Origin of the sequence: Bradyrhizobium sp. LA6.8 (assembly GCF_040547935.1) — a bacterium.
GTDB classification, from domain to species: domain Bacteria; phylum Pseudomonadota; class Alphaproteobacteria; order Rhizobiales; family Xanthobacteraceae; genus Bradyrhizobium; species Bradyrhizobium barranii.
In genome coordinates this window covers 1,442,048-1,463,203 of the sequence record NZ_JBEPQQ010000001.1, presented here as the reverse complement: position 1 = coordinate 1,463,203, position 21,156 = coordinate 1,442,048, and the positions used below count along the sequence as shown (strand labels likewise).

The window sequence follows — 21,156 nt, the reverse complement described above, 5'->3', positions numbered from 1 at the left end:
TCAGGCGTTCCCCGCCTATCTTTACATCCATGACCGTCCATTTCCCCTTCCAGAACTCGTATTCGGCACTGCCGGACAGCTTCTTTGCCCGGGTCGCGCCGACCCCTGTGGCCGCCCCCCGGCTGATCAAGCTGAACCGCCCGCTGGCGGTCCAGCTCGGGCTCGACCCGGATCTGCTGGAGACCCCTGAGGGTGCCGAAATCCTGGCCGGGAAAACGGTTCCCGCTGGCGCCGATCCAATCGCCATGGCCTATGCCGGCCACCAGTTCGGGCAATTCGTGCCCCAGCTCGGCGATGGCCGGGCGATCCTGCTCGGCGAGGTCATCGACAAAGACGGCGTCCGCCGCGACATCCAGCTCAAGGGCTCGGGTCCAACCCCATTCTCCCGCCGCGGCGACGGCCGCGCCGCGTTGGGGCCTGTGCTGCGCGAATACATCGTCAGCGAAGCCATGTTCGCGCTCGGCATCCCGACCACGCGCTCGCTCGCCGCGGTCGTCACCGGCGAGCACGTCATCCGCGAGACCGCGCTGCCCGGCGCGGTGCTGACGCGTGTTGCCGCGAGCCACATCCGCGTCGGCACCTTCCAGTTCTTTGCCGTCCGCCGCGACACCGGCGCGATCCGCCGGCTCGCCGACCACGTCATCGCCCGCCACTATCCGGATCTGCTCCAGGCAGAGCGCCCCTATCACGCCCTGCTCGCCGGCGTCGTCGCGCGTCAGGCCGATCTCATCGCGCGCTGGCTGCTGGTCGGCTTCATCCACGGCGTGATGAACACCGACAACAGCTCCATCTCCGGCGAGACCATCGATTACGGCCCCTGCGCCTTCATGGATGCCTACAACCCCGCGCAGGTGTTTTCGTCGATCGACGAGATGGGCCGCTATGCCTATGCCAACCAGCCGCGCATCGCGCTATGGAATCTGACCCGGCTCGCCGAATGCCTGCTGCCGCTGTTCTCCGACGAGCAGGAGAAGGCGGTCGCGGACGCCCAGGACATTCTCGGCGCCTTCTCCGAGACGTTCAGCACCGCCTATCAGGCGGGCCTGCGCAAGAAGGTCGGCCTGTTCACGGAACGCGACGGCGACGAGGCGCTGATCCAGGACCTGCTGGACGCCATGGCCAAGAACCAGGCCGACTTCACCCTCACCTTCCGCAAGCTCGGTGACGCCGCAGGCAACGAGGCGGGAATCGCCGACGTCCGCGCGCAGTTCATGGACCCCTCAGCCTTCGACGACTGGGCCAAACGCTGGCGCGAGCGCACCGCGCTGGAGCCGCAGGCCGCAGCCGAGCGGCAAGCCGCCATGCACGCCGCCAATCCGATCTTCATCCCCCGCAACCACCGCGTCGAGGCCGTGATTCAGGCCGCGGTGAACAACGACGACTACGCGCCGTTCGAGGAGCTGGTGAAGGTGCTGGCGAAGCCGTTCGAGGAGCAGCCGGACTATGCCGCCTACGCCGATCCGCCGCTGCCGGACCAGCGAGTGCTGCAGACGTTCTGCGGGACGTGAACCTGATCGGGAGTGCAAAATTACCCAGCTCCCTACTCTGACCGAAGAAGGGATGGAAGCGATCAAGTCGCGGTACGACCAACAACGGCGTCCCTCTGACCGGCGGTTCGGGGCAGAGCAGCTCAGGTAAGGCGAGGGTTTCTGACGGCGCCGTGACGCAAGCCAGCATAGCGATGCCGTGTCCTGGCTATGCTGTTGATGACGTCCTCACCACCCCGAACACCAACATTGGAAACACCAGCTCCGGATTTCACGTAGACCGTTGCAACGATCAATCCTCGGGCGGATCGAACGTCAGCAGCAACCTTTTTCTTCAAAGGAACTTCAATCCCTGATCGCAAACACGTTGTGACCGAAGATCGATAGGCCAAGCGTTTCGGAAAATGCGCGCGGGAAGAAGCGATAATCCTTTAGGCTGAGTGGGAAGAACCGGAAGCGTTGCGGCCGCGGCAGGTTGGCTGCTGTGAAAATGAAATCGATATCCCGCGCCGAGAAGTAATTGATGTGATCTGGCGGGATCCACAGATGCCGTTTTCGAAACTGCGGGAAGATCGCCCGCACGTCATGCACATTTGGGGTGATGACGATCACGAGGCCGCCGGGCCGCAATGACCTCGCCGCCACTTCAACCATCTGTCGCGGCTCGGCGACGTGCTCGATGACGTTGTCAATCACGATCGCATCGGCCGTATCGCCGCCGCGGTAAATTTCTTGAATTATCGGTACGCCGGCACGGATACCAAAGTCGGAAAGCCCGCGTGCCGGCTCGTAGCCCTGATAGACTACGGGATCGTCCCGCAACAGGTAACCGACCTCGCCACGCCCGCAGCCGATCTCGAGTACCCGTTGACCGGACTTGAGGTGCGCGAGGATTAGCCGCCTAATCTGGTGATGTCGTGGCCGGAACGCCCAGTCGATCTTCTCGATCTCGACGTGGTTGGCTGTGTCCGCCGGCGGATCAGCAACGAAGACATGCTCGCAGCCGCCGCACTGTACGATAGAGAAGTCATCACCCCTGCGGCTGATCGTCAGTTTTGGATGAAATTCAGTGTTGCCGCAAAGGGCACAGCAATCTCTAGGCGAGCGTTCCATTTTCCTGGCTCCAACGGCAGCTCTATACCTCCTGCAACCCATCGGTGTAAAGACATGGCGGCGCACTGTTAGCGGGCCACCCTGACAGCCAGGATGGCCTCATGGCCGATCCTTTCGTATCATTCCCGTGGAATACGGGGTTGAGCCGCTCGTCAACGAGGTGCTGTACGCTCTCGAATTGTCGCGCGAAGCGACCGACTGGATTGCACCCGTTGAAAGTCAGGCAGGCGTCGCTGAGGTGCTCAGGAGCTGGGCAAGATATCTGGCATCGAAACAATCGAATTGAGCGTTTGCGGCCTATGGCCGACTGATCGTCTTCTCTACGCTCGGCAGGAAAACCAGCTCGATCAATAGCCATAGCGGCCCCACGATGGGAATGAGCAGGATCAGCTGAAACCAGCCCGAGCGCCCGCGATCGTGACACCGTTTGGCACCGACGGCCCAACTGGGCCAGAGCGAGAGCAGCACGAGGACCCCGAATGCCACGTTAAACTGAAGCGGAGGGACAAGAACAATCACCACGGCATGAACCACGGCCAGCGGGATCAGGAAGCGAAACACATAGTCGAACCGGCTAACGCGTCCGCTGAATGAGAACAAGAAACGCAGGATTTCCACGCGCCGTCCTTACTTCGTCGCCTTCCTGATCCCGCCGAACGACGCCGCGTCGAACTTCTGCGGATCGACGGGATCGTAGCGGGACCACTCCATGTCGGGCACATTGGCGTACCGCTCGGCCCAGGCCTTGTTCGTCGTCGTCGTTCCGGGCGCGACGGGGCGGATCTCGAAATGCAGCACCTTGTTCGGGCCGATCTCGCCGATCGTGTCCTTGGCCTTGACGCTCGCGCCGACCGCAAGCGGCTCGCCCTTCGGACCGACGATGCGGCCGAGCTGGACGTAGCGCGTGTAGACGACGCCGCCGTTGGGATAGGTGTGCTTGAGCACGACGTAGCGGCCGCAACCGCCGATCACGGGCAGGTCAGCCGGCGCCTGCTCGCTGGTCTCGATCTTGACGACGACGCCGTCCGCCATCGCCGCCACCGGGCCGCCTGCCTTGTCGGAGGTGAAATCGACGCCGGGATGCTCGTCCTGGGTCCAGCATCCACAGGAGGTCATCGTCTTGTCTGCCGGCTTCTCGGCGCGCGGAAAGCTGCGCGGGGTGAGGAATTCATTGACCAGCAGTCCCGGCCCTTCGGGGGACGTGAAGGCATGGATCGCATAGAGCGAGAGCTTGTCCCCAACCGGCACCTCCGCCGGCAAGAAGCCGTAGACCACATCCTGGATGAAGACCTTGAGCTCGCGCCCCTTGGCGGAGCGGACCGTGATGCAGTTGGTCGCCTGCAAGGAGTCGGCGTCGGTCTTGGGCATGCCGCTCATGATCAGCGATCGCTTGAGCGCGCCACTTGCGCACGGCTCCCCGTGGGAGGCCAGCGTGACGTCGAGCTTCAGCGGCGACATCGGGTAGACGTCGAGGCCGGTGGCCGGTCGCCGCCGTGCCAGGAACTCGTCGAGATCGGTCTCCTTGTAACGGGCGAAATTGAATTCGGCGCGCGCCGCATCGGGGACGGCGGAGCGGACGACAAGCAGCAGGGAGACGGCAAGCAAAGCCAGCTTGGGGAGGCCACGCGGCGGCAACATTCGGAGGTCTCGTGATGCAAATTCGGTGAGCAGTATGAGCAAACCACGACCGCATCTTCGCGGCAAGGTAGACCGCATCTTGCGCCTCAATCGTGAGAGGTCATTCCACCCCAGAGTACGCTCGCCCGGTCGTCCCAAGCATGTCCACATCTTCCCCGCGCCGCAGGAACCGCTGTCATCAAACTGAAACACTGGCGCTCTAACGGCCTGTCAGGGACGTCCTGCCGGAGGCGCCCATCCTCCAACAGTCCTGACGCGCCATGCCCTTCAAATTCATCCACATCACCGACACGCATCTCGCGAACCCCGGACTGAAGCTCTATGGCCTCGATCCGCGCGCCCGGCTGGACGCGGCGGTTGCCGACATCAACAAGCACCAGTCCGACGCTGCCTTCGCAGTCGTGACCGGCGACCTCACCCATTGGGGCGAGCCTGAATCCTACGTCAATTTCGCCGAGGCGATGGGCGCGCTGAAAATCCCTTATATCGCCATGGTCGGCAATCACGACAAGCGCGTGGCCTGCCTCGACGGCCTGAAGGCCGCGCCGCGCGACCCGAACGGCTTCGTCCAGGGCACCCGCACCACCGAGCACGGCCTGTTCGTCTTCCTCGACACGCTGGACGAAACCAGCCACGCCGGCGAGATGTGCGCCAAGCGCCTCGGCTGGCTCGCGAGCACGCTGGCGGCCGCGCCCGCCGACATGCCGTTCGTCGTCTTCATGCATCATCCGCCCTTCCCGGTCGGCGTCCACGCGATGGACGAGATCGCACTGGCGCAGAGCGCCGAATTCGCCGAGGTGATCGCGCCCTATCGCGCACGCATCCGCCATCTCTTCTTCGGCCACGTGCACCGGCCGATCTTCGGCAGCTACGGCAAGATCCCGTTCTCGACGCTCCGCGGCACCAACCACCAGGTCTGGTTCGAGCTTGACGCTGCCGCGACCGACCATCTCGCCAGCCATGAGCCGCCGGCCTATGGCGTGGTGCTCATCGACAGCGAGAACCTGGTCGTGCACAGCCACGACTTCCTCGACACCAGTCTGCGCTTTCCATTCGCCGCACCGACGGGAATGAACGACCGCGACTATGCGCTCAACTTCCCGGCGCGATGAGATGAGCCTCGCTGAACCCGCGGCTCTCCCGGTCGCGACTTCGGCGGCACCGCGTCTGCACGTCCTGAAGCGGTTTCTTGGCCGATTCAAAGCCTCGCTGCCCGCCTACCTTTTGCTTCTGCCATCGCTGGTCTTCCTCGCACTATTCACCTATGGCGCGATGGGCCGCGTGCTGATCGACGCGCTCTACCAGCGCGCCACGCCGAAGGCGCCGGTCCGCTTCGTCGGCCTCGACAATGTCAGTGCGGTGCTAGCCGACCCCGCCTTCACCGGCGCGGTCGTCAACAATCTCGTCTACGCCATCGGCACGGCGATCCCGAGCATTGGACTTGCACTCCTGTTCGCGCTGGCGCTGTCGCGCACCAATGCGGTGAGCAGCGCGCTGCGCGCCGCGCTGTTCCTGCCGGTGCTGATCCCGATGGTCGCGGCCTCCGCGCTCTTCCTGTTCATCTTCCTGCCCAATGTCGGCCTGCTCGACTACTACATCGGCCGCCTGCTTCCGGTGGTGCCGAACTGGCTCGGCGACCCCGACATCGCACTCTATGCGATCATGGTGATCACCATCTGGAAGAACGCCGGCTACTACATGTTGTTCTTCCTCGCCGGCCTGCAGGCCGTGCCCGAGGATGTCATGGAAGCCGCGCATCTCGACGGCGCCGGCCCGTTCATGCGGCTGCGCTACATCATCCTCCCCGAGCTCAAGCCCACCTTCCTGTTCGTCATCGTCATCGCCACGCTCAACGCGGTCACGCAGGTCGACCACGTCTTCGTCATGACCAAGGGCGGACCGTCGAACTCGACCAATCTCGTGTTGTTCTACATCTACCAGCAGGCGGTCGAGCATTACGACATCGGCAAGGCCTCGGCGGCAACGCTGCTGACGCTTGCGGCGCTGATGGGCCTCACCGCGCTCTCCTTCCGGACGATGGCCAATCGTGAGGGCGGAGCATGACGCTGATCGACTGGCTGCTTAGGGACGCCCCGCTCGCCACACGCCGCGAGATCACGCCAAAGCTCGGCTTTCTGCTGACCGTGCTGCTCGCGATCGTTTGGCTGATCCCGTTCCTGTGGATGGGCGTGGCGACGCTGCGCCCGGCGTCCGACGGCATCAACGTGATGGCCGAGCTGATGCCGAGCCTGAAGCCCACGCTCGACAATGTCAGGGATGCCTGGGAGATCGGGGATTTCCCGCGCTACACCCTCAACACCACGATCATCTGCACCGGCATCCTGCTGGTGCAGTTCGTCACGATCACGCTGGCCGGCTTTGCCTTTGCGCGGCTCGAATTCGCCGGCAAGACGCTGATCTTCTATTTGTTCCTGATGCAGCTGATGCTGGTGCCGGTGCTGCTGATCGTGCCGAATTTGAGCCTGGTGGCGCAACTCGGGCTCTACGACACGCTCGCCGGCGTGATGATGCCGTTCTTCGCCTCGGCCTTCGGCACCTTCCTGATGCGACAGGCTTTTGAAGCCATTCCGACCGAGCTGGAAGACGCCGCCCTGATCGACGGCGCCAGCCTTCTCCAGCGCATCCGCCACATCTACGTGCCGCTGTCGATGCCGAGCTTTTCCGCCTTCGCCATCATCTCCGTTACCAGCCACTGGAACGACTTCCTGTGGCCGCTGATGGTGATCAACTCGCCGGACAAGCGGCCGCTCACGGTCGGTCTGTCCGTCTTCACCGCGACCGCCGAAGGCACGCAGGCCTGGGGCACGATTGCCGCCGGCACGCTGATGGTGATCGCGCCGCTGCTCATCACCTTCCTGATCTTCCAGAAGCGCTTCATCAGTTCTTTCGTCACCTCAGGCATCAAATAGGAGATTTTTCGATGCTGTTTTCCCGCAGGCTCATGCTCGGCCTTGCTATGGCAGGCGCCCTCGCCTTCCCGGCAATGGCCGAAGGTCCGACCGAGATCGACCTGTTCTTCCCCGTTCCCGTCGACGGCAAGCTCGCCCGCGACATGGGCACCTTGATCAAGGAGTTCAACGAGACCCATCCGGCGATCAAGGCGACCGCGGTCTACACCGGCTCCTATGACGACACGCTGATCAAGACGCGCGCCGCCATCAAGGCCGGCAAGCCGCCGTCAGCCGTGATCATGTCCGCGAACTTCCTGCTCGACATGCAGATCGAAAACGAGCTCACCAATCTCGACAGCCTGATCGCCGCCGACGGCACCACCAAGGACCAGTTCCTCGGCCAGTTCTTTCCCGCGCTGCAAGGCAACGCGGTGATCAACCGCTCGGTCTACGGCGTGCCCTTCCACAATTCGACGCCGCTGCTCTACATCAACGCCGACAAGGCCAAGGAAGCCGGCCTCGATCCGAGCAAGCCGCCGCAGACCTGGGCCGAGCTCACCGACTGGGCCAAGAAGCTCACCAAGCGCGAAGGCGACAAGGTGACCCAATGGGGCATCGCGATCCCCTGCGCCTATGACTATTGCGGCTGGATGATGGAAACGCTCACCATGACCAATGGCGGGCGCTACTACAACGAGGAATTCGGCGGCGAAGTCTATTACGACACGCCCTCGATGCTGGGCGCGCTGACCTGGTGGAACGACCTCGTCTACAAGCACAAGGTTCATGCGCCCGGCGCGACGCCCGGCCCGGCCGTCAGCACCTCCTTCATCTCCGGCAATGCCGCGATGATGATGCTGTCCACGGGCTCGCTGACCTATGTGCGCGACAACGCCAAGTTCAACTACAAGGTCGCGTTCATCCCGCGCAACGTCCGCAACGCTGTGCCGATCGGCGGCGCCTCGCTGATCGTTCCGGCCGGCCTCGAAGCCGACAAGCAGAAGGCCGCCTGGACCCTGATCAAGTGGATGACCTCGCCCGAGAAGAGCGCCTGGTGGAGCCGCGCCACCGGCTATTTCGCGCCCAACATGGCCGCCTACAAGACGCCTGACATGGTCGACTTCCTCAACAAGAACCCGGACGCCAAGACCGCCGTCGAGCAGCTCGACGTCGCAAAACCCTGGTTCGCGACCTACAAGACCGTGCCGGTCCGCAAGACGCTGGAGGACGAGGTCATGCTGGTCCTCAACGGCAAGAAGCAGCCGAAGGAAGCGCTGGTCGCCGCCCAGAAGGCCGCCGACGAGACGCTGAAGCCGTACAACGCGGAGACCTCGCTGAAGCTGCCGTAAGGCCGACGATCAGCCAAACAACCTCGGCGCTCCACGGTGTGGGGCGCCGAAATCATTTCAGGGGCCGTGATTACGTCAGTTGCGCCTGCCGTCGAGCCTGAACACCATCTGCGTCGGACGCACGAACCGCAATGCGACCAGCAGCACCGCCATGACGGTGCACATGTAGATCACAGCCATCGCATCGATCGAATAGACCGGCCGCACACCGCCAGCAAAGACGTTGTAATAGAGCGCCACGACCAGGGTCTGCGATCCCCCGCCCGCAAGCAGAAACGCCAGCTCGAAGTTCGAGATCGTATTCACGAGAACCAGCAGGCCCGCTGTCAAAATGCCGGGCAGCATCAGCGGCAACAGGATGCGGCGGAATATCTGCAGCCGGCTCGCGCCGAGCATCTGGGCCGACCATTCAAGGTTCAAGCTGATCTGCTCGAAGAACGGCAACAGGATGAAGACGGCAAGAGGAACCATGGGGACGAGCACGGCGAGAATGACGCCGATGACCGTCCCTCCGACACCGAACCCATAAAGCGTCGTGGCAAGCGGGATGCCGTAGGTCATCTGAGGGATCAGCAGCGGCAGGAAGTAGAGCAGCAGAAGGACCGGCTTGGCGTTGAAATTCCGCCGCGCCAGCACGTAGGCGGCCGGAAATCCGATCGCGAGCGCGATGAAGACCACGGCCAGCGCGATGAACAGCGTGATGAAGAGAACATGGGAGAGCTCGAACTCCCGCCAGGCGTAGGTAAACCAATCCGTCGTGAACGCCGGCGGCAACGGCTTGCCGAACCAGCGTTTTGCGAACGAGCTGACCACGACATGCGTCACGATGCCGAGCAGGTTCAGGATGAACCCCAGCAGGAACAGGTAGATCGCCAATTTCCACATCCGTCCGCGCATCTGCTTCCCCTCAGCGTTTGCCGACGCCCATGGTTGTTGCAATCGTCATCCGGCGGCGCACCAGCACGATGACCACCAGCGCCGCGAGCTGGCAGAGCCCCATGATGACCGCGATCGCGGATGCGTAGGACATGTCATATTGCTCGAAGGCCTGCTGGTAGGCCGCGATCGAGATCGTCCGCGTCGAACCGGCCGGCTGGCCAACCATCACCGCGGATGGAAACACGGCAAAGCTCATCACGAAGACGAGGGCAAACGCGATGATCAGGCCCGGTGCGATCAACGGGAACATGACACGCCGGAAGATGGTCCAGGGCCCGGCGCCCAGCATGCGGGCGGAGCTTTCCAGGCTCGGGTCGATGCCGGAGATGTAACCGAGCAACATCAGGAAACAGAACGGAAAGTTCTGCATGAACAGCGAGAAGGTGACGCCGATCGAATTATGCGTCAGCTCGAGCGGGTTCTGGATCAATCCGACCGCAAGCAGCAACTGGTTGAGCCAGCCATTGTGGCCGTAGAAGCCGAGGATCCCTTCCGACAGGAAGACGACACCGAGCGAGATCGGAAGCACGAGAATGGTCGTGATGGTGCGCTCGAACCAGATGCCACGCCGCATGCCGTATGCGAGGAACAGCGCAACCGACACGACCGCGACCGTCGTCGGCAACGCCAACATGAAGGTCGTCTTGATCGTATTGTACTGGTAGGCGTCGTTGAAGAACGCGACATAGTTCGAGAATATCCCGGCGTCGCGCTTCTTCGGCTGCAAGCTGATGTAGATCCCGTAGAGGAACGGGTAGACGAACATCGCGAGCACGTAGAGCAGCGACGGCGCAAGGCAGAGGATCGCGACGAGGTCCAGTTCGCTGCGAGAATCAGAGCGGATGCGAGCCACGATCTGTCCCCTCACTCGCGACGCAGCAGGACGAATTTGTCCGCCGGCAAGGTCAGATCCAGCATCTCGCCCAATACGAGCTTCTCGTGCGAGCGGACCCAGAGCCTTGCGTCGCCATTGAGCGCGATCTCGGCCTCCTGCTCGCGTCCGAGATACTCGACCAGCTCGACCTTGCCGCGCAGCACATTGACGCCATCACCCGACTTGCCGAGACGCACATCTTCCGGCCGGATAGCCAGAACGGCGTGGTCGCCCGGGCGGAAGCTATCCCTGGCCCTGGCCTGCAAGATTTGCCCTTTGAAACCGGCTTCGATCATACCGCCCGCTTCCTTGCCGAGCGTCACATCGAGAAAATTTCGAAAGCCCATGAAATCCGCCACGAAGACGTTCTTGGGGCGGTCGTGGATTTCCTGCGGCGTCCCGACCTGCATGAGCACACCTTCCCGCAGCACGACGATGCGGTCGGAGAGCGAGAGAGCTTCGGCCTGGTCGTGGGTGACGTAGATGGAGGTCAGGCCGAGCTGTGCGTGCAGCTGCTTGATCTCGGCGCGCATCTCGACGCGGAGCTTTGCATCGAGGTTGGACAACGGCTCGTCGAACAGCATCAACCGAGGGTGCAGCACAAGAGCCCGCGCAATGGCGACACGCTGCTGCTGTCCGCCCGAGAGCTGACCGGGATAGCGGTCTTCATAACCGGCAAGACGCACCAGACCGAGCATGTCCCGCACGCGCTGCTCGATTTCCGCAGACGGCCGCTTCTGGAGAGAGAGGCCGAAGGCGACGTTGCCGAACACAGTCAGATGCGGAAACAGCGCGTAGTTCTGGAACACCATGCCGAACCCCCGCTTTTCGGGCGAGACATCGTCAATCCGTCGTCCGTTGAGGTGGATCTCGCCGTCGCTCGGCGGCACCAGGCCTGCGATGATGCCGAGTGCCGTGGACTTTCCGCACCCGCTCGGCCCCAGGAAGGTGACGAACTCGCGGCCGCCGACCTCCAGCGGAAAGCGGTCGAGCACCACCTTGCCGCCATAACGCTTGGTGATCGACATCTGCAGCTTATCGATAGAGTCGGCCATTCCCCGCCCCGCATACGCGCGCGAGGGCCGCGCCTGCGCGCCCTCGCGTCTTGGTCCCGGTTATTGTTATTTCTTGACCTGATCGGCACCGACCTCACGGTCCCACCGTTCCATCGCGTAGCTCAGCTCGGTCACGCCCAGTGGAGGCGATACCTTCCATTTGGTCCCGATCTGATCGTATTCAGGACGCCAGAACTCCTTGACCTCGTCCTGAATTTCCTTGGGCGCCGATGCGAGGGCTGCGGCCTTCACGACCGGACCGATGAAGGCCTTCCAGGTGAGCGCCTGCTGCTCCGGCTTCCACATGAACTTCATGAGGTCGACGATGACATCGACCTGTTCCTGCGGCACACCCTTCGGGATGCACCAATAGTGACCGTCCACCACGAACGTGGTGTTCTCCAAAATTGCGATCTTCGAGTCGCGGCGGGATCACGCTCTGCGCGCGCGGCTTCATGTCCCATTCCATGATCCCGGCGATCATCCAGCGCTGCCCCTGCGCGAATTCCTTCAACGTGATCGCGGTACCGGTCGGATAATATTCGACGGACTTGCCGAGCTCCTTCAGGAAATCCCAGCTCTTGTCCCAGCCCTTTTCGGGGTCGAGCGGCTTGGAGTCCCCGAGAATGAAGGCAAAGCCCTGGAGGATCGCGCGGCCCGGCCCGCTGTTCGCCGGACGCGCATACATGAATTTGCCCGGGTTCGCCTTCACCCAAGTCAGCAATTCCTGCGCGGTCTTCGGCGGGCTCGGCACCTTCGCGGGATTGTAGATCAGCACCGGTCCACCGGCATTGCCGACTGACGGAATGAGGACGCCCTTGCCCTCGTCGTAAAGCGCCTTGCCCGCATCGGTAAGGCCGTCGCGCGGAAAGTTCTTCTGATAATCGGGGATGGCGATGAGCTGGCCGTTCTGGGCCAGCAGTGCGCCGCCATCCTGCCCGGTCAGCACCAGATTGATATCGAGGCGTCCGGCATCCTGCTGTGCCTTGATCTTGGCCGGAAGCTCCGGCGCGGGCGCGCGCTGGATCCTGATCTCGCTGACCTTGTCCGGATTCGCCTTCTTGTAGTTCTCGATGATGGTCTGCACCGAGGCCAGGTCACCGCCGGTATCGATGATCGAAAGACTGATCGGAGCGGCCAGGGCTCCGCTGCAAAGACACGCCCCCAACAGGGCGGCGACCATTGGGGTTGCTGACCTCGGTTTCATTCTCGCCTCCCACGCGCTTTATTTTTTGCGCAACTTGTTATTTATTTGTAAGGCAAGCATCGACGAAATCTTCGCTGGTTGTCAAGCGGTCTGTTCTGTAGCTGTTTTGAACTGGCGGCCGAGCGCCTTGTGCACGGACTGAAATGTCAAAAACTTATTTGGAAGCCGAACGCAAAACCGGGCGGAGCCGGACTTGAAGAAGCCTGCGATGAAATGCGTGGAGTTGCCGCTGTCGTCCTCGACTGGACGATTGAGCGACCGGATCTACGACCACGTGCTGGGTCAGATCGCGATCGGCATCCTTCCCGTGAACTGCCGGTTACCGCCCGAGAATGGCCTTGCCGAACTCCTCGGCGTTTCACGGCCCGTCGTTCGCGAGGCGCTGACGCGATTGCGCGATGACGGCCTGATCGCATCACGCCAGGGTGCGGGCTGGTTCGTGACGCGGCGCCCGGCCGCCAATGCCTTCGACTTCGCGCCTGTCAGCAGCATCCCCGACATCCAGCGCTGCTTCGTGTTCCGGATGGCCGTCGAGGGCGATGCCGCGGCCCTCGCCGCACGCAACCGGGACCGGCAAAGCCTGCGCCGCATTCAGCAAGTGCTGACCAGACTGGATACGATGGTCGCCCAAGGGCGCGAGGGCGGCCTTGGCGTCGAGGAAGATCTCCTTTTCCACCGCACGATTGCGGAGGCGAGCGGCAACCGGTTCTTTGTCGAGACACTGACCTCGTTGAGGGAACAGATCGCCATTGGCGTCAATCTCAACCGCAACCTGTCGCTCATTCAGCCGCGCGGTCGCATTCTCAGGGGACAGCAGGAGCATCGCCGCGTGTTCGAGGCCATCGAGGCACAAGACGAGGACGGCGCCCGCCACGCCATGCGCACGCATGTCGAAAATGCCCGCAAGAGAATATTCGAGGGAGGCTGATCGCCGCGACGTGAGCCACGCGCCGCGCGCGGTTAGATCGTCACAACGATCTTGCCGAACTGATTGTTCGACTCCAGGAAGCGATGCGCCTCGACGATCTCCTCGAACCGGAACGTCCTGGCGATCACCGGCTTCAAGCTGCCGTCTGTTAGGCCGTCGAGGATGAACGCCTTTGCCCGCGCGAGGCGCGCGGGATCGCGGATGATCTCGTGCACGAGGTAGCCGCGCAGGACCAGGCTCTTGGTCAACACGTTGAAGAGCGGGAACGGCGTCGGCGCGGGGCTCAGCCCGCCATACTCGATTAGGATACCGCCCGGTGACATCGCCGCAGTCAGCGGCTCGAATGCCGGACCGCCGACGGCGTCAAACACCACGCGGACGCCGCTCGCACCGGCAATCTCCGCTAGCCTCGCTCCGATGTCCTCCTCGTCCGAGGCGATCACGTGGGCGGCCCCGGCCTCGCGCAAGGCGCGCCGCTTGGCCGAGGTCCGCGTCAGTGCGACCGGAACAGCGCCGATCCGGTTCGCGATCTGGATGGCCGCAAGCCCGACACTGCTCGATGCCGCCGTGATGGCGACGACGTCCCCTCGCCCAACTCCGGCGATATCGACCAGTGCGCCGTAGGCCGTCAGATACTGCATCCACACCGCGGCCGCGACCTCGAAGCCAAGCTCGGGCGGATGCTTCACGACGAGCGCGGCCGGAAAGGTGGCAAGCTCGGCATAGGCCGGCCATCGCACCATCGACAGCGGCGGCACGATGCTGACCGCATCGCCCGGCGCAAAGTCGGCCACGCCTTCGCCGACGGCCTCGATGATGCCCGCCGCCTCCAGGCCAAGGCCGGACGGAAATGTCGCGGTCTCGATATAGCTGCCCGTCCGCAACAGCGCCTCCGCACGGTTGAGACCGAGCGCCCTGACCCGGATCTGCACCTCGCCCTTCGCCGGCGGTGGGACGTCAATGGTCTCGCTGCACAGCACTTCCGGACCGCCATGCCGGTGAAAGCGAACGACGCGGGTCATGGATACACTCCAAAACAATTGAACTGAATGGAGCTATGCCGATCCCACCGTAGCGGATAAATGGCCCGAATACGCGAACAGTCGAAACCAGGAGTTTTCAATCATGGACCGCCTGACCAGCATGGCCGTATTCGTCCGGGCCGTCGATCTCGGCTCGTTCGCGGCCGCGGCCGACGCCCTCGAGATGTCAGGGCCGATGGTCGGCAAGCATGTGCGCTTCCTCGAAGAACGCCTCGGCGTTCGCCTCCTCAACCGCACCACGCGGCGCCAGAGCCTGACCGAGGCTGGCCAGGCCTACTACGAGCGCTGCCGCGCGGTGCTCAGCGAGGCCGAAGCCGCCGACGCCGTCGTGGCCGATGAACTCTCCGCGCCGCGCGGCAGGCTGCGCGTGACCATGCCTGCCCTGCTCGGACGGCACTGCATCGCCCCTCTGTTGATGAAGCTCGCGCGAAAATATCCGCATCTCGAGCTCGACCTCTCCTTCGGCGATCCCATCGCTGACATCATCGAGGCCGGTTACGATCTTGCGATCCGGACCGGCGATCTCGACAACCAGTCCGGTCTGATCACGCGGCGCATCGCAAGCCAGAGCATGGTGGTGTGTGGCGCGCGGTCCTATTTGCGCGCCAACGGCAAACCGAAATCGCTCGACGATCTCGCCCTGCATCAGGCGATCATCTATCGCCGCTCTGGACGCGTCCGGCCATGGCTGTTTCCACAAGCCGGCCAGCCGCCACGCGAGATCATGCCTTCAGGCCGGCTGAGGCTCGACGATATGGAGGCGATCGCGGACGCCGCCGCGCAAGGCATGGGTCTCGCCTGGCTGCCTTATTGGCTGGTCCGCGAGCGTCTCAATACCGGCGCACTGGTCGGCCTCTTCGAAGGCCAGCCCGAATTCCTCTACGGATGCCACGCGCTGTGGCCCCGTTCGCCCCGGATTCCGCCAAAAGTCCGGGCCGCCGTGGACGCGCTCGCCGCCGCCTTGCCGAAGCTCATGGGGTGATGGTCGAGCCCGCCCCCGTTAACTCCCCGTCCACCATCCGGCCTGCCGGGCGGCCGGTAACCACGAGCATTAACAGACCCTCAACGTACCCCCGACAAATCTATCAATGTTTCTGGAGATTTCGCCGTGGATCTGTTGGTTTTCGAGTTCCTGGGGCTGGCGCTGGTCGCCATGTGCGTGGTCGTGGTGGCGCTGCCCTGCGCGCGCAAATCCTCGCACCGGATCCGTTACGAATAGGAATTTCGTCGGAAAGAGGCGATTCCGGCCCGATGCAAGGCTCGAATTCGCTTAGAGCCCCTTGACATCACAGCGCTTTCGGCAGAACGGCTGATACCAAGTGTCATGGGCCGTTCATGGATTTGATTACCACCACCGCTGACCTCGCGGCTGCCTGCAGCCGGCTGGCCAAGCACCCCGTTATTACAGTCGATACCGAGTTCCTGCGCGAAACCACCTACTACCCGCTGCTGTGCGTGGTGCAGATGGCCAGCCCCGAGGAAGCGATCGTCATCGACACCCTGGCCGAGGGGATCGACCTCAAGCCGTTCTTCGACCTGATGGGCAACGAGGGCGTGCTGAAGGTATTCCATGCCGCCCGCCAGGACATCGAGATCATCTGGCACCAGGCCAACATCATCCCGCACCCGGTGTTCGACACCCAGGTCGCGGCCATGGTGCTCGGCTACGGCGACAGCATCGCCTATGACGCGCTGGTCGAGAAGGTCACGGGCCACCGCCCGGACAAGACCCACCGCTTCACCGACTGGTCGCGCCGGCCGCTGACGAAAGAGCAGATGCACTACGCGGTGTCCGACGTCACGCACCTGCGCGACGTGTTCGCCGCGCTCGATGCCGACCTCAAGAAGCGGCGCCGCAGCGAGTGGGTCTCCATCGAGATGGAGGTCTTGACCTCGCCCCGCACTTACGACTTCCACCCCGAGCGCGCCTGGGAACGGCTGAAGACGCGGGTCCGCAAGCCCAAGGACCTCGCGGTCCTGATGGAGGTCGCGGCCTGGCGCGAGCAGGAAGCGCAGAGCCGCGACGTGCCACGCGGCCGCGTGCTGCGCGATGAAGCCATCAGCGACATCGCGACCCACGCGCCGAACACGCTGGAGAAGCTCGCCCATCTGCGCTCGGTGCCGAAGGGGTTCGAGAAATCCAAATGGGGCGCGGACATCGTCGCCGCGGTCGAGCGCGGGCTGGCGCGGGATTTTGCGACGCTGCCGAAGCTGGAGAAGCCGCGCAACAACAACAACGGCGCCGCCATCGTCGAGCTGTTGAAGGTCCTGCTGCGCATGACCGCGGAGCGCCACGCGGTCGCCAGCAAGGTGATCGCCACCGTCGACGATCTCGAAGAGATCGCAGCTGACGACGAGGCCGACGTCCCCGCCTTGCGCGGCTGGCGCCGCGAGTTGTTCGGCGACGCCGCCTTGAAGCTCAAGCGCGGCGAGCTGGCGCTCGCGATCGAGAAAGGCCGCGTGATCGGGGTCCAACGGGTGGAGCCGGTTAAACCGTCATCCTGAGGCGCGAGGCGTGAGCCTCGAAGGATGAGCGGCCCCCGCTGCGGCCAGTCGGCCGTCGCCCTTCGAGGCTCGCCGAAGAGGCGAGCACCTCAGGGTGACGGTGATAAATCGAGGCTCACTGCATCAACGCCGTCATTGCGAGCGAAGCGAAGCAATCCAGAATCTTTCCGCGGAGACGGTCTGGATTGCTTCGTCGCCAGCGCAAAATTGCTTCGCAATTTTGTTGCGGGCTCCTCGCAATGACGAGGAGAGAGCCTACGCCGGCGTCAGCTTCGCCACTTCCGGCTTCATGTCGTTCAGCACGCCCGTAATGGCCGCGATCAGCTCGTCGATCTGGGCCTTGGTGACGATCAGCGGCGGGCAGATGGCGATGGCATCCAGCATGTTGCGCGAGATCACGCCGCGCTCCTGGAGCATGCGGCTGGCGATGCCGCCGACGGCGCCGGGCGTGCTGGCGGCCGTCTTGCGTCCCTTGTCGAGCACGAGCTCGATCGCCGCGATCATGCCGACGCCGCGAACCTCGCCGACCAGCGGATCGCTGGTGAGCTCGCGCAGCTTGCCCTGCATGTAGCCGCCGAGCTCGGCGGCGTGCGCGACCAGGCCGCGCTCCTCGATGATCTTGAGATTCTCCAGCGCAATGGCCGAGCCGACGGGATGGCCGCCCGCGGTGAAACCATGGCCGAGCACGCCGATCTTGTTGCTCTCGTCCGCGATCGGCTCGAACATGCGGTCGTTCAGGATGATCGCCGACAGCGGGAAATAGCTCGAGGTGATCTGCTTGGAGACCACCATCACGTCCGGCTTGATGCCGTAGGTCTCGCAGCCGAACATCTTACCGGTACGGCCGAAGCCGCAGATGACCTCATCTGCGACCAGCAGGATGTCGTACTTCTTCAGGACGGCCTGGATCTTGTCCCAATAGGTCGCCGGCGGCACGACGACGCCGCCCGCGCCCATCACCGGCTCGCCGAAGAAGGCCGCGATCGTATCCGGGCCCTCCTTCTGGATCAGCGCGTCGAGCTCCTCGGCCCGGCGCGTCGCGAACGCCTCCTCGCTCTCACCGGGCGCGCCGTCCTTGTAGAAATGCGGCGAGCCCGTGTGCAGGATGTTGGGCAGCGGCAGGTCGAACGAGCGGTGGTTGTTCGGCAGGCCGGTGAGGCTTGCCGAGGCAATGGTGACGCCGTGATAGGCGCGCATCCGGCTGATGATCTTCTTGCGCTGCGGCTGGCCAAGCGAATTGGAGCGATAAGCGATCAGCTTGAGGACGGTGTCGTTCGCCTCCGAGCCGGAATTGGTGAAGAACACCTTGCTCATCGGCACCGGCGCGAGCGCCACCAGCTTCTCGGCGAGGTCGATCGAGGGTCCGTGCGATTTGGCGGAGAACGTATGGTAGAACGGCAGCGCCAGCATCTGCTTGTGCGCCGCCTCGACCAGCCGCTTCTCGTTGAAGCCGAGCCCGACGCTCCACAAGCCGGCCATGGCCTCGAAATAGCGCTTGCCCGACGCGTCGAACACGTAAGGACCCTCGCCGCGCTCGATCACCAGCGGACCGGCCTGCTGATGCGCGCGCGCGTTGGTATAGGAATGGAGCTGGTAGGCCACATCCCGGGCCTCTTGCGAATTGGGCAGCATGGACATTGCGGGATTCCTCAACGGTGCGTCATTGGAGGTCACGACGCAGACCTGTCCAAACGACGAGCTTGTCCAAAGAAAACGTCGACCTCTTGGCTATTGCGGCAGGCCGCAACTTGCAACGTCATTTCGTTGGTAACAAGCGCACACGAGCGTTGCAGGAAAGCAGCGCTGGCACTTCGGCACAGGATATATCGCCTCGGCTAGCCTCGCCGTGCCAGCACGAAGGCCGCCGCCGCGGCGATCAATGCCGGGACGGCCGCAGCGCCAAACAGCGGCTGCGGTCCCATGTCGCGGGCCAGCATCACGCCGCCGATCAGAGGCCCCACGATCGAGCCGATGCGGCCGATGCCCAGCGCCCAGCCCACGCCGGTCGACCTGATCGCCGTCGGATAGAAGGTCGCCGTCAGCGCGTTCGAGGCGATCTGTCCCCCGACGATGCAAAATCCCGACGCGAAGATCGCGATCGTGACCAGGACGATCGAATGGCTGGCCATGCCAACGGCGGCCACCGCGACCGCCGCCGCGAGATAGGTCAGCGACAACGCGCGAAACGAGAAGCGGTCGATGAACTGGCCGAGCGTGAACGTGCCGACCACGCCGCCGACCTGGAGCATCGCACCAATCGCGGCCGCCCCCGAAACCGACACGCCGAGATCGTTCAGCACGGTGGGCAGCCAGTTCGACAGCAAATACAGGTCGAGCAGGCTCATGAAGAACACGACCCAGAGCAGAACCGTCACCGATGCGCGGCCCTCTGCAAACAAATGCGCGACGCGCAATCCCGACAATTTGGGCTCCTGGACCACGAATTTGGCATTGCCGGCGAAGGATACCCCCGGGGCTATCTTTTGCAGGAGGTTCGCCACCTCGCGGTCGCGGCCGCCCATCATCGCCAGGAACCGGATCGACTCCGGCAACGCCTTGAAGAGGAAAGGCAGAAGCAGCAGCGGCACGAGGCCGCCGACGAGGAACACCGAGCGCCAGCCGAAAGCCGGGATCATGGCGGCCGCCAGCAGCCCGCCCAGGGCCGCACCGATCGAAAAGCCTGCGAACATGATCATGACCATGGTGGCGCGGCGGCGATGCGGGCTGAACTCGGAGATCAGCGCAATCGCATTGGGCATTGCACCGCCGAGACCGAGACCGGTCAGAACGCGCAACGCGATCAGCCAGGTCGTATCCACCGCGAACACGGTGAGCAGCGTCCCGATGCCGAACACCAGCGTGCTTGCGAGGATGATGCGGCGGCGACCGATCCTGTCGGCCATCGGACCGAAGATCAGGGCGCCGATCATGAGGCCCAGAAGCCCCGCGCTGAACACCGGACCGAGGCTGCCGCGTGCCAGCTTCCATTCCTGCGCGACTGCAGGCGCGACATAACCGATGGCCTGGGTGTCGAAGCCGTCGATGAACAGCACCGCGGCGCAGACGAGCAGGACCCGGATCTGGAAGGCGCCGACCGGCTGACGATCGACATAGGCGGGAACATCGACCGTGCCTGACACGATCTCATCCGTAGCTGTGACGGCCATGCCCAACCCCTCCCCGGCAGCTCATGCACTATTATTCTTCTTAAAATCTCTTATAGTGAGATTATATCGAAGGCAAGCCACTGCCGTGCCACCGTTTTGCGGCCGGCGCGAATGCGGGTATCACGGCGAATACGCGAAGCTGGATCGAATCTCACTTGGTCAAAGCAAACAGTCAGGATCGGGTTCTTGCCGTGCTCGATCTCTTCACCGAGGCACGGCCGCAATGGTCGCCCGAAGAGCTCATGAAGGAGCTCGGCTACACAAGGCCGACGCTGTATCGCTATCTGAAGAGCTTGAAGGACAGCGGCTTCGTGATGCCGACGCGCGGCGGCCGGTTCGCGCTTGGCCCGCGCGTGGTGGAGATGGACTATCTCAGCCGCCGTTCCGATCCGCTGATCGCAGCAGCCACCCCGCATCTGGAGCGGCTGTCGGCCGCGCACCCCTGTACGGCCCTGGTCGTGCGCTGGTATGGCGAAAAGATGCTGTGCGTGGCTTCAATCGCCTCCGTCGTGAATCCCGTAAGCAGCTATCCGCGCGGCCGACCGATGGCGATGGGACGTGGGGCAATCGCGCGCTCGATCATGGCCTTTCTGCCCAAGCAACGCGTAATGCCACTGGTGACGCGCTATGCCGCCGATCTGCGCAGCGTCGGCGTCGGCGACACCTCCGACGAAATCCTGGCAGCGCTGAAACGCGTGCGGCGCGCCGGCGTCGCCGTTGCCTTTGGCGAAGTGACACCGGGCGCGGTCGGGATCGCCGCGCCGATCCTCGATGCGGGCTACCCGATCGCAAGCCTCTGCATCACGATCGCCGGACCACATGCCAAGGGCGAGTTGATCGATCGCATCAGCGCGGAGGTCAGCGAAGCGGCCCGGCAAATCTCCGAGGCAATGACATTCTAATCTCATTATTTGAGATTTTACTTGACCAAATCCGTGC

The 21,156-nt window shown here is 63.6% G+C and carries 19 protein-coding genes; 9 read left to right on the top strand and 10 right to left on the bottom strand.

Annotation, left to right across the window (positions count from 1 at the left end; all coding sequences use genetic code 11):
- Window positions 1–29 precede the first annotated feature (29 nt).
- Window positions 30–1,508 (top strand): protein adenylyltransferase SelO, encoded by a 1,479-nt coding sequence (locus ABIA90_RS06700; RefSeq protein WP_354122113.1) that lies wholly within the window; start codon window positions 30–32, stop codon window positions 1,506–1,508.
- A 324-nt stretch (window positions 1,509–1,832) separates the two neighbouring features.
- Here the strand turns inward: ABIA90_RS06700 and ABIA90_RS06695 are convergent, their stop codons facing one another.
- The 3 genes from ABIA90_RS06695 to ABIA90_RS06685 all read right to left on the bottom strand — a co-directional run bounded on the left by ABIA90_RS06695 (window position 1,833) and on the right by ABIA90_RS06685 (window position 4,238).
- Window positions 1,833–2,600 carry a class I SAM-dependent methyltransferase gene (locus tag ABIA90_RS06695; RefSeq protein WP_063983649.1) on the bottom strand — a complete coding sequence of 256 codons (768 nt, stop codon included), beginning with the start codon at window positions 2,598–2,600 and terminating at the stop codon, window positions 1,833–1,835.
- A 297-nt stretch (window positions 2,601–2,897) separates the two neighbouring features.
- Window positions 2,898–3,218, bottom strand: a complete 321-nt coding sequence (locus ABIA90_RS06690; protein ID WP_354122114.1) for a DUF805 domain-containing protein — start codon at window positions 3,216–3,218, stop codon at window positions 2,898–2,900.
- Window positions 3,219–3,227: 9 nt separating this feature from the next.
- On the bottom strand, window positions 3,228–4,238 hold the full coding sequence (locus tag ABIA90_RS06685) for a M23 family metallopeptidase (protein ID WP_354122115.1): 1,011 nt from the start codon (window positions 4,236–4,238) through the stop codon (window positions 3,228–3,230).
- Between the two features lie 260 nt (window positions 4,239–4,498).
- On the opposite strand from ABIA90_RS06685, the gene ABIA90_RS06680 reads away from it, so the two are divergent.
- Genes ABIA90_RS06680 through ABIA90_RS06665 form a run of 4 tightly spaced genes read left to right on the top strand, consistent with a single transcriptional unit; the run spans window position 4,499 to window position 8,499 of the window.
- Complete coding sequence (locus tag ABIA90_RS06680; RefSeq protein WP_085402890.1) at window positions 4,499–5,350, top strand: phosphodiesterase; 852 nt, start codon at window positions 4,499–4,501, stop codon at window positions 5,348–5,350.
- Between the two features lies 1 nt (window position 5,351).
- Window positions 5,352–6,302, top strand: coding sequence for a carbohydrate ABC transporter permease (locus tag ABIA90_RS06675; protein ID WP_354122116.1), 951 nt, complete (start codon window positions 5,352–5,354; stop codon window positions 6,300–6,302).
- Window positions 6,299–7,168 carry a carbohydrate ABC transporter permease gene (locus ABIA90_RS06670; protein WP_354122117.1) on the top strand — a complete coding sequence of 290 codons (870 nt, stop codon included), beginning with the start codon at window positions 6,299–6,301 and terminating at the stop codon, window positions 7,166–7,168. Before ABIA90_RS06675 ends, ABIA90_RS06670 begins: the two co-directional genes overlap by 4 nt.
- A gap of 11 nt (window positions 7,169–7,179) precedes the next feature.
- Window positions 7,180–8,499 (top strand): ABC transporter substrate-binding protein, encoded by a 1,320-nt coding sequence (locus tag ABIA90_RS06665; protein WP_354122118.1) that lies wholly within the window; start codon window positions 7,180–7,182, stop codon window positions 8,497–8,499.
- Window positions 8,500–8,574: 75 nt separating this feature from the next.
- Here ABIA90_RS06665 and ABIA90_RS06660 read toward each other — a convergent pair whose 3' ends face one another.
- From ABIA90_RS06660 to ABIA90_RS06640, 4 genes are all read right to left on the bottom strand, one after another.
- Window positions 8,575–9,396 (bottom strand): ABC transporter permease, encoded by an 822-nt coding sequence (locus ABIA90_RS06660; RefSeq protein ID WP_014495741.1) that lies wholly within the window; start codon window positions 9,394–9,396, stop codon window positions 8,575–8,577.
- A gap of 10 nt (window positions 9,397–9,406) precedes the next feature.
- Window positions 9,407–10,291 carry an ABC transporter permease gene (locus tag ABIA90_RS06655; RefSeq protein ID WP_354122119.1) on the bottom strand — a complete coding sequence of 295 codons (885 nt, stop codon included), beginning with the start codon at window positions 10,289–10,291 and terminating at the stop codon, window positions 9,407–9,409.
- Window positions 10,292–10,302: 11 nt separating this feature from the next.
- The gene (locus tag ABIA90_RS06650; RefSeq protein ID WP_354122120.1) at window positions 10,303–11,367 is read right to left on the bottom strand and encodes an ABC transporter ATP-binding protein; all 1,065 of its coding nucleotides are present in this window, start codon (window positions 11,365–11,367) and stop codon (window positions 10,303–10,305) included.
- Window positions 11,368–11,548: 181 nt separating this feature from the next.
- Window positions 11,549–12,574, bottom strand: coding sequence for an ABC transporter substrate-binding protein (locus ABIA90_RS06640; protein WP_502916689.1), 1,026 nt, complete (start codon window positions 12,572–12,574; stop codon window positions 11,549–11,551).
- A 193-nt stretch (window positions 12,575–12,767) separates the two neighbouring features.
- Between ABIA90_RS06640 and ABIA90_RS06635 the strand changes: the two genes are divergently transcribed.
- Window positions 12,768–13,502 (top strand): FadR/GntR family transcriptional regulator, encoded by a 735-nt coding sequence (locus ABIA90_RS06635; protein WP_354122122.1) that lies wholly within the window; start codon window positions 12,768–12,770, stop codon window positions 13,500–13,502.
- A gap of 32 nt (window positions 13,503–13,534) precedes the next feature.
- Here ABIA90_RS06635 and ABIA90_RS06630 read toward each other — a convergent pair whose 3' ends face one another.
- The gene (locus ABIA90_RS06630) at window positions 13,535–14,524 is read right to left on the bottom strand and encodes a zinc-dependent alcohol dehydrogenase family protein (RefSeq protein ID WP_354122123.1); all 990 of its coding nucleotides are present in this window, start codon (window positions 14,522–14,524) and stop codon (window positions 13,535–13,537) included.
- A 103-nt stretch (window positions 14,525–14,627) separates the two neighbouring features.
- On the opposite strand from ABIA90_RS06630, the gene ABIA90_RS06625 reads away from it, so the two are divergent.
- Window positions 14,628–15,527 carry a LysR family transcriptional regulator gene (locus ABIA90_RS06625; protein WP_354122124.1) on the top strand — a complete coding sequence of 300 codons (900 nt, stop codon included), beginning with the start codon at window positions 14,628–14,630 and terminating at the stop codon, window positions 15,525–15,527.
- A gap of 353 nt (window positions 15,528–15,880) precedes the next feature.
- A complete protein-coding gene (gene rnd, locus ABIA90_RS06620) occupies window positions 15,881–17,050 on the top strand; it encodes a ribonuclease D (protein ID WP_063983660.1) in 1,170 nt (389 codons plus the stop codon).
- Between the two features lie 255 nt (window positions 17,051–17,305).
- Here the strand turns inward: rnd and ABIA90_RS06615 are convergent, their stop codons facing one another.
- Both ABIA90_RS06615 and ABIA90_RS06610 read right to left on the bottom strand, forming a co-directional pair.
- Entirely contained in the window at window positions 17,306–18,688 is a 1,383-nt protein-coding gene (locus tag ABIA90_RS06615) for an aspartate aminotransferase family protein (RefSeq protein ID WP_135215304.1), read from the bottom strand.
- 197 nt (window positions 18,689–18,885) lie between these two features.
- Window positions 18,886–20,217, bottom strand: a complete 1,332-nt coding sequence (locus ABIA90_RS06610) for an MFS transporter (protein WP_354122125.1) — start codon at window positions 20,215–20,217, stop codon at window positions 18,886–18,888.
- Window positions 20,218–20,372: 155 nt separating this feature from the next.
- On the opposite strand from ABIA90_RS06610, the gene ABIA90_RS06605 reads away from it, so the two are divergent.
- A complete protein-coding gene (locus tag ABIA90_RS06605; protein WP_354122126.1) occupies window positions 20,373–21,119 on the top strand; it encodes an IclR family transcriptional regulator in 747 nt (248 codons plus the stop codon).
- Window positions 21,120–21,156 lie beyond the last annotated feature (37 nt).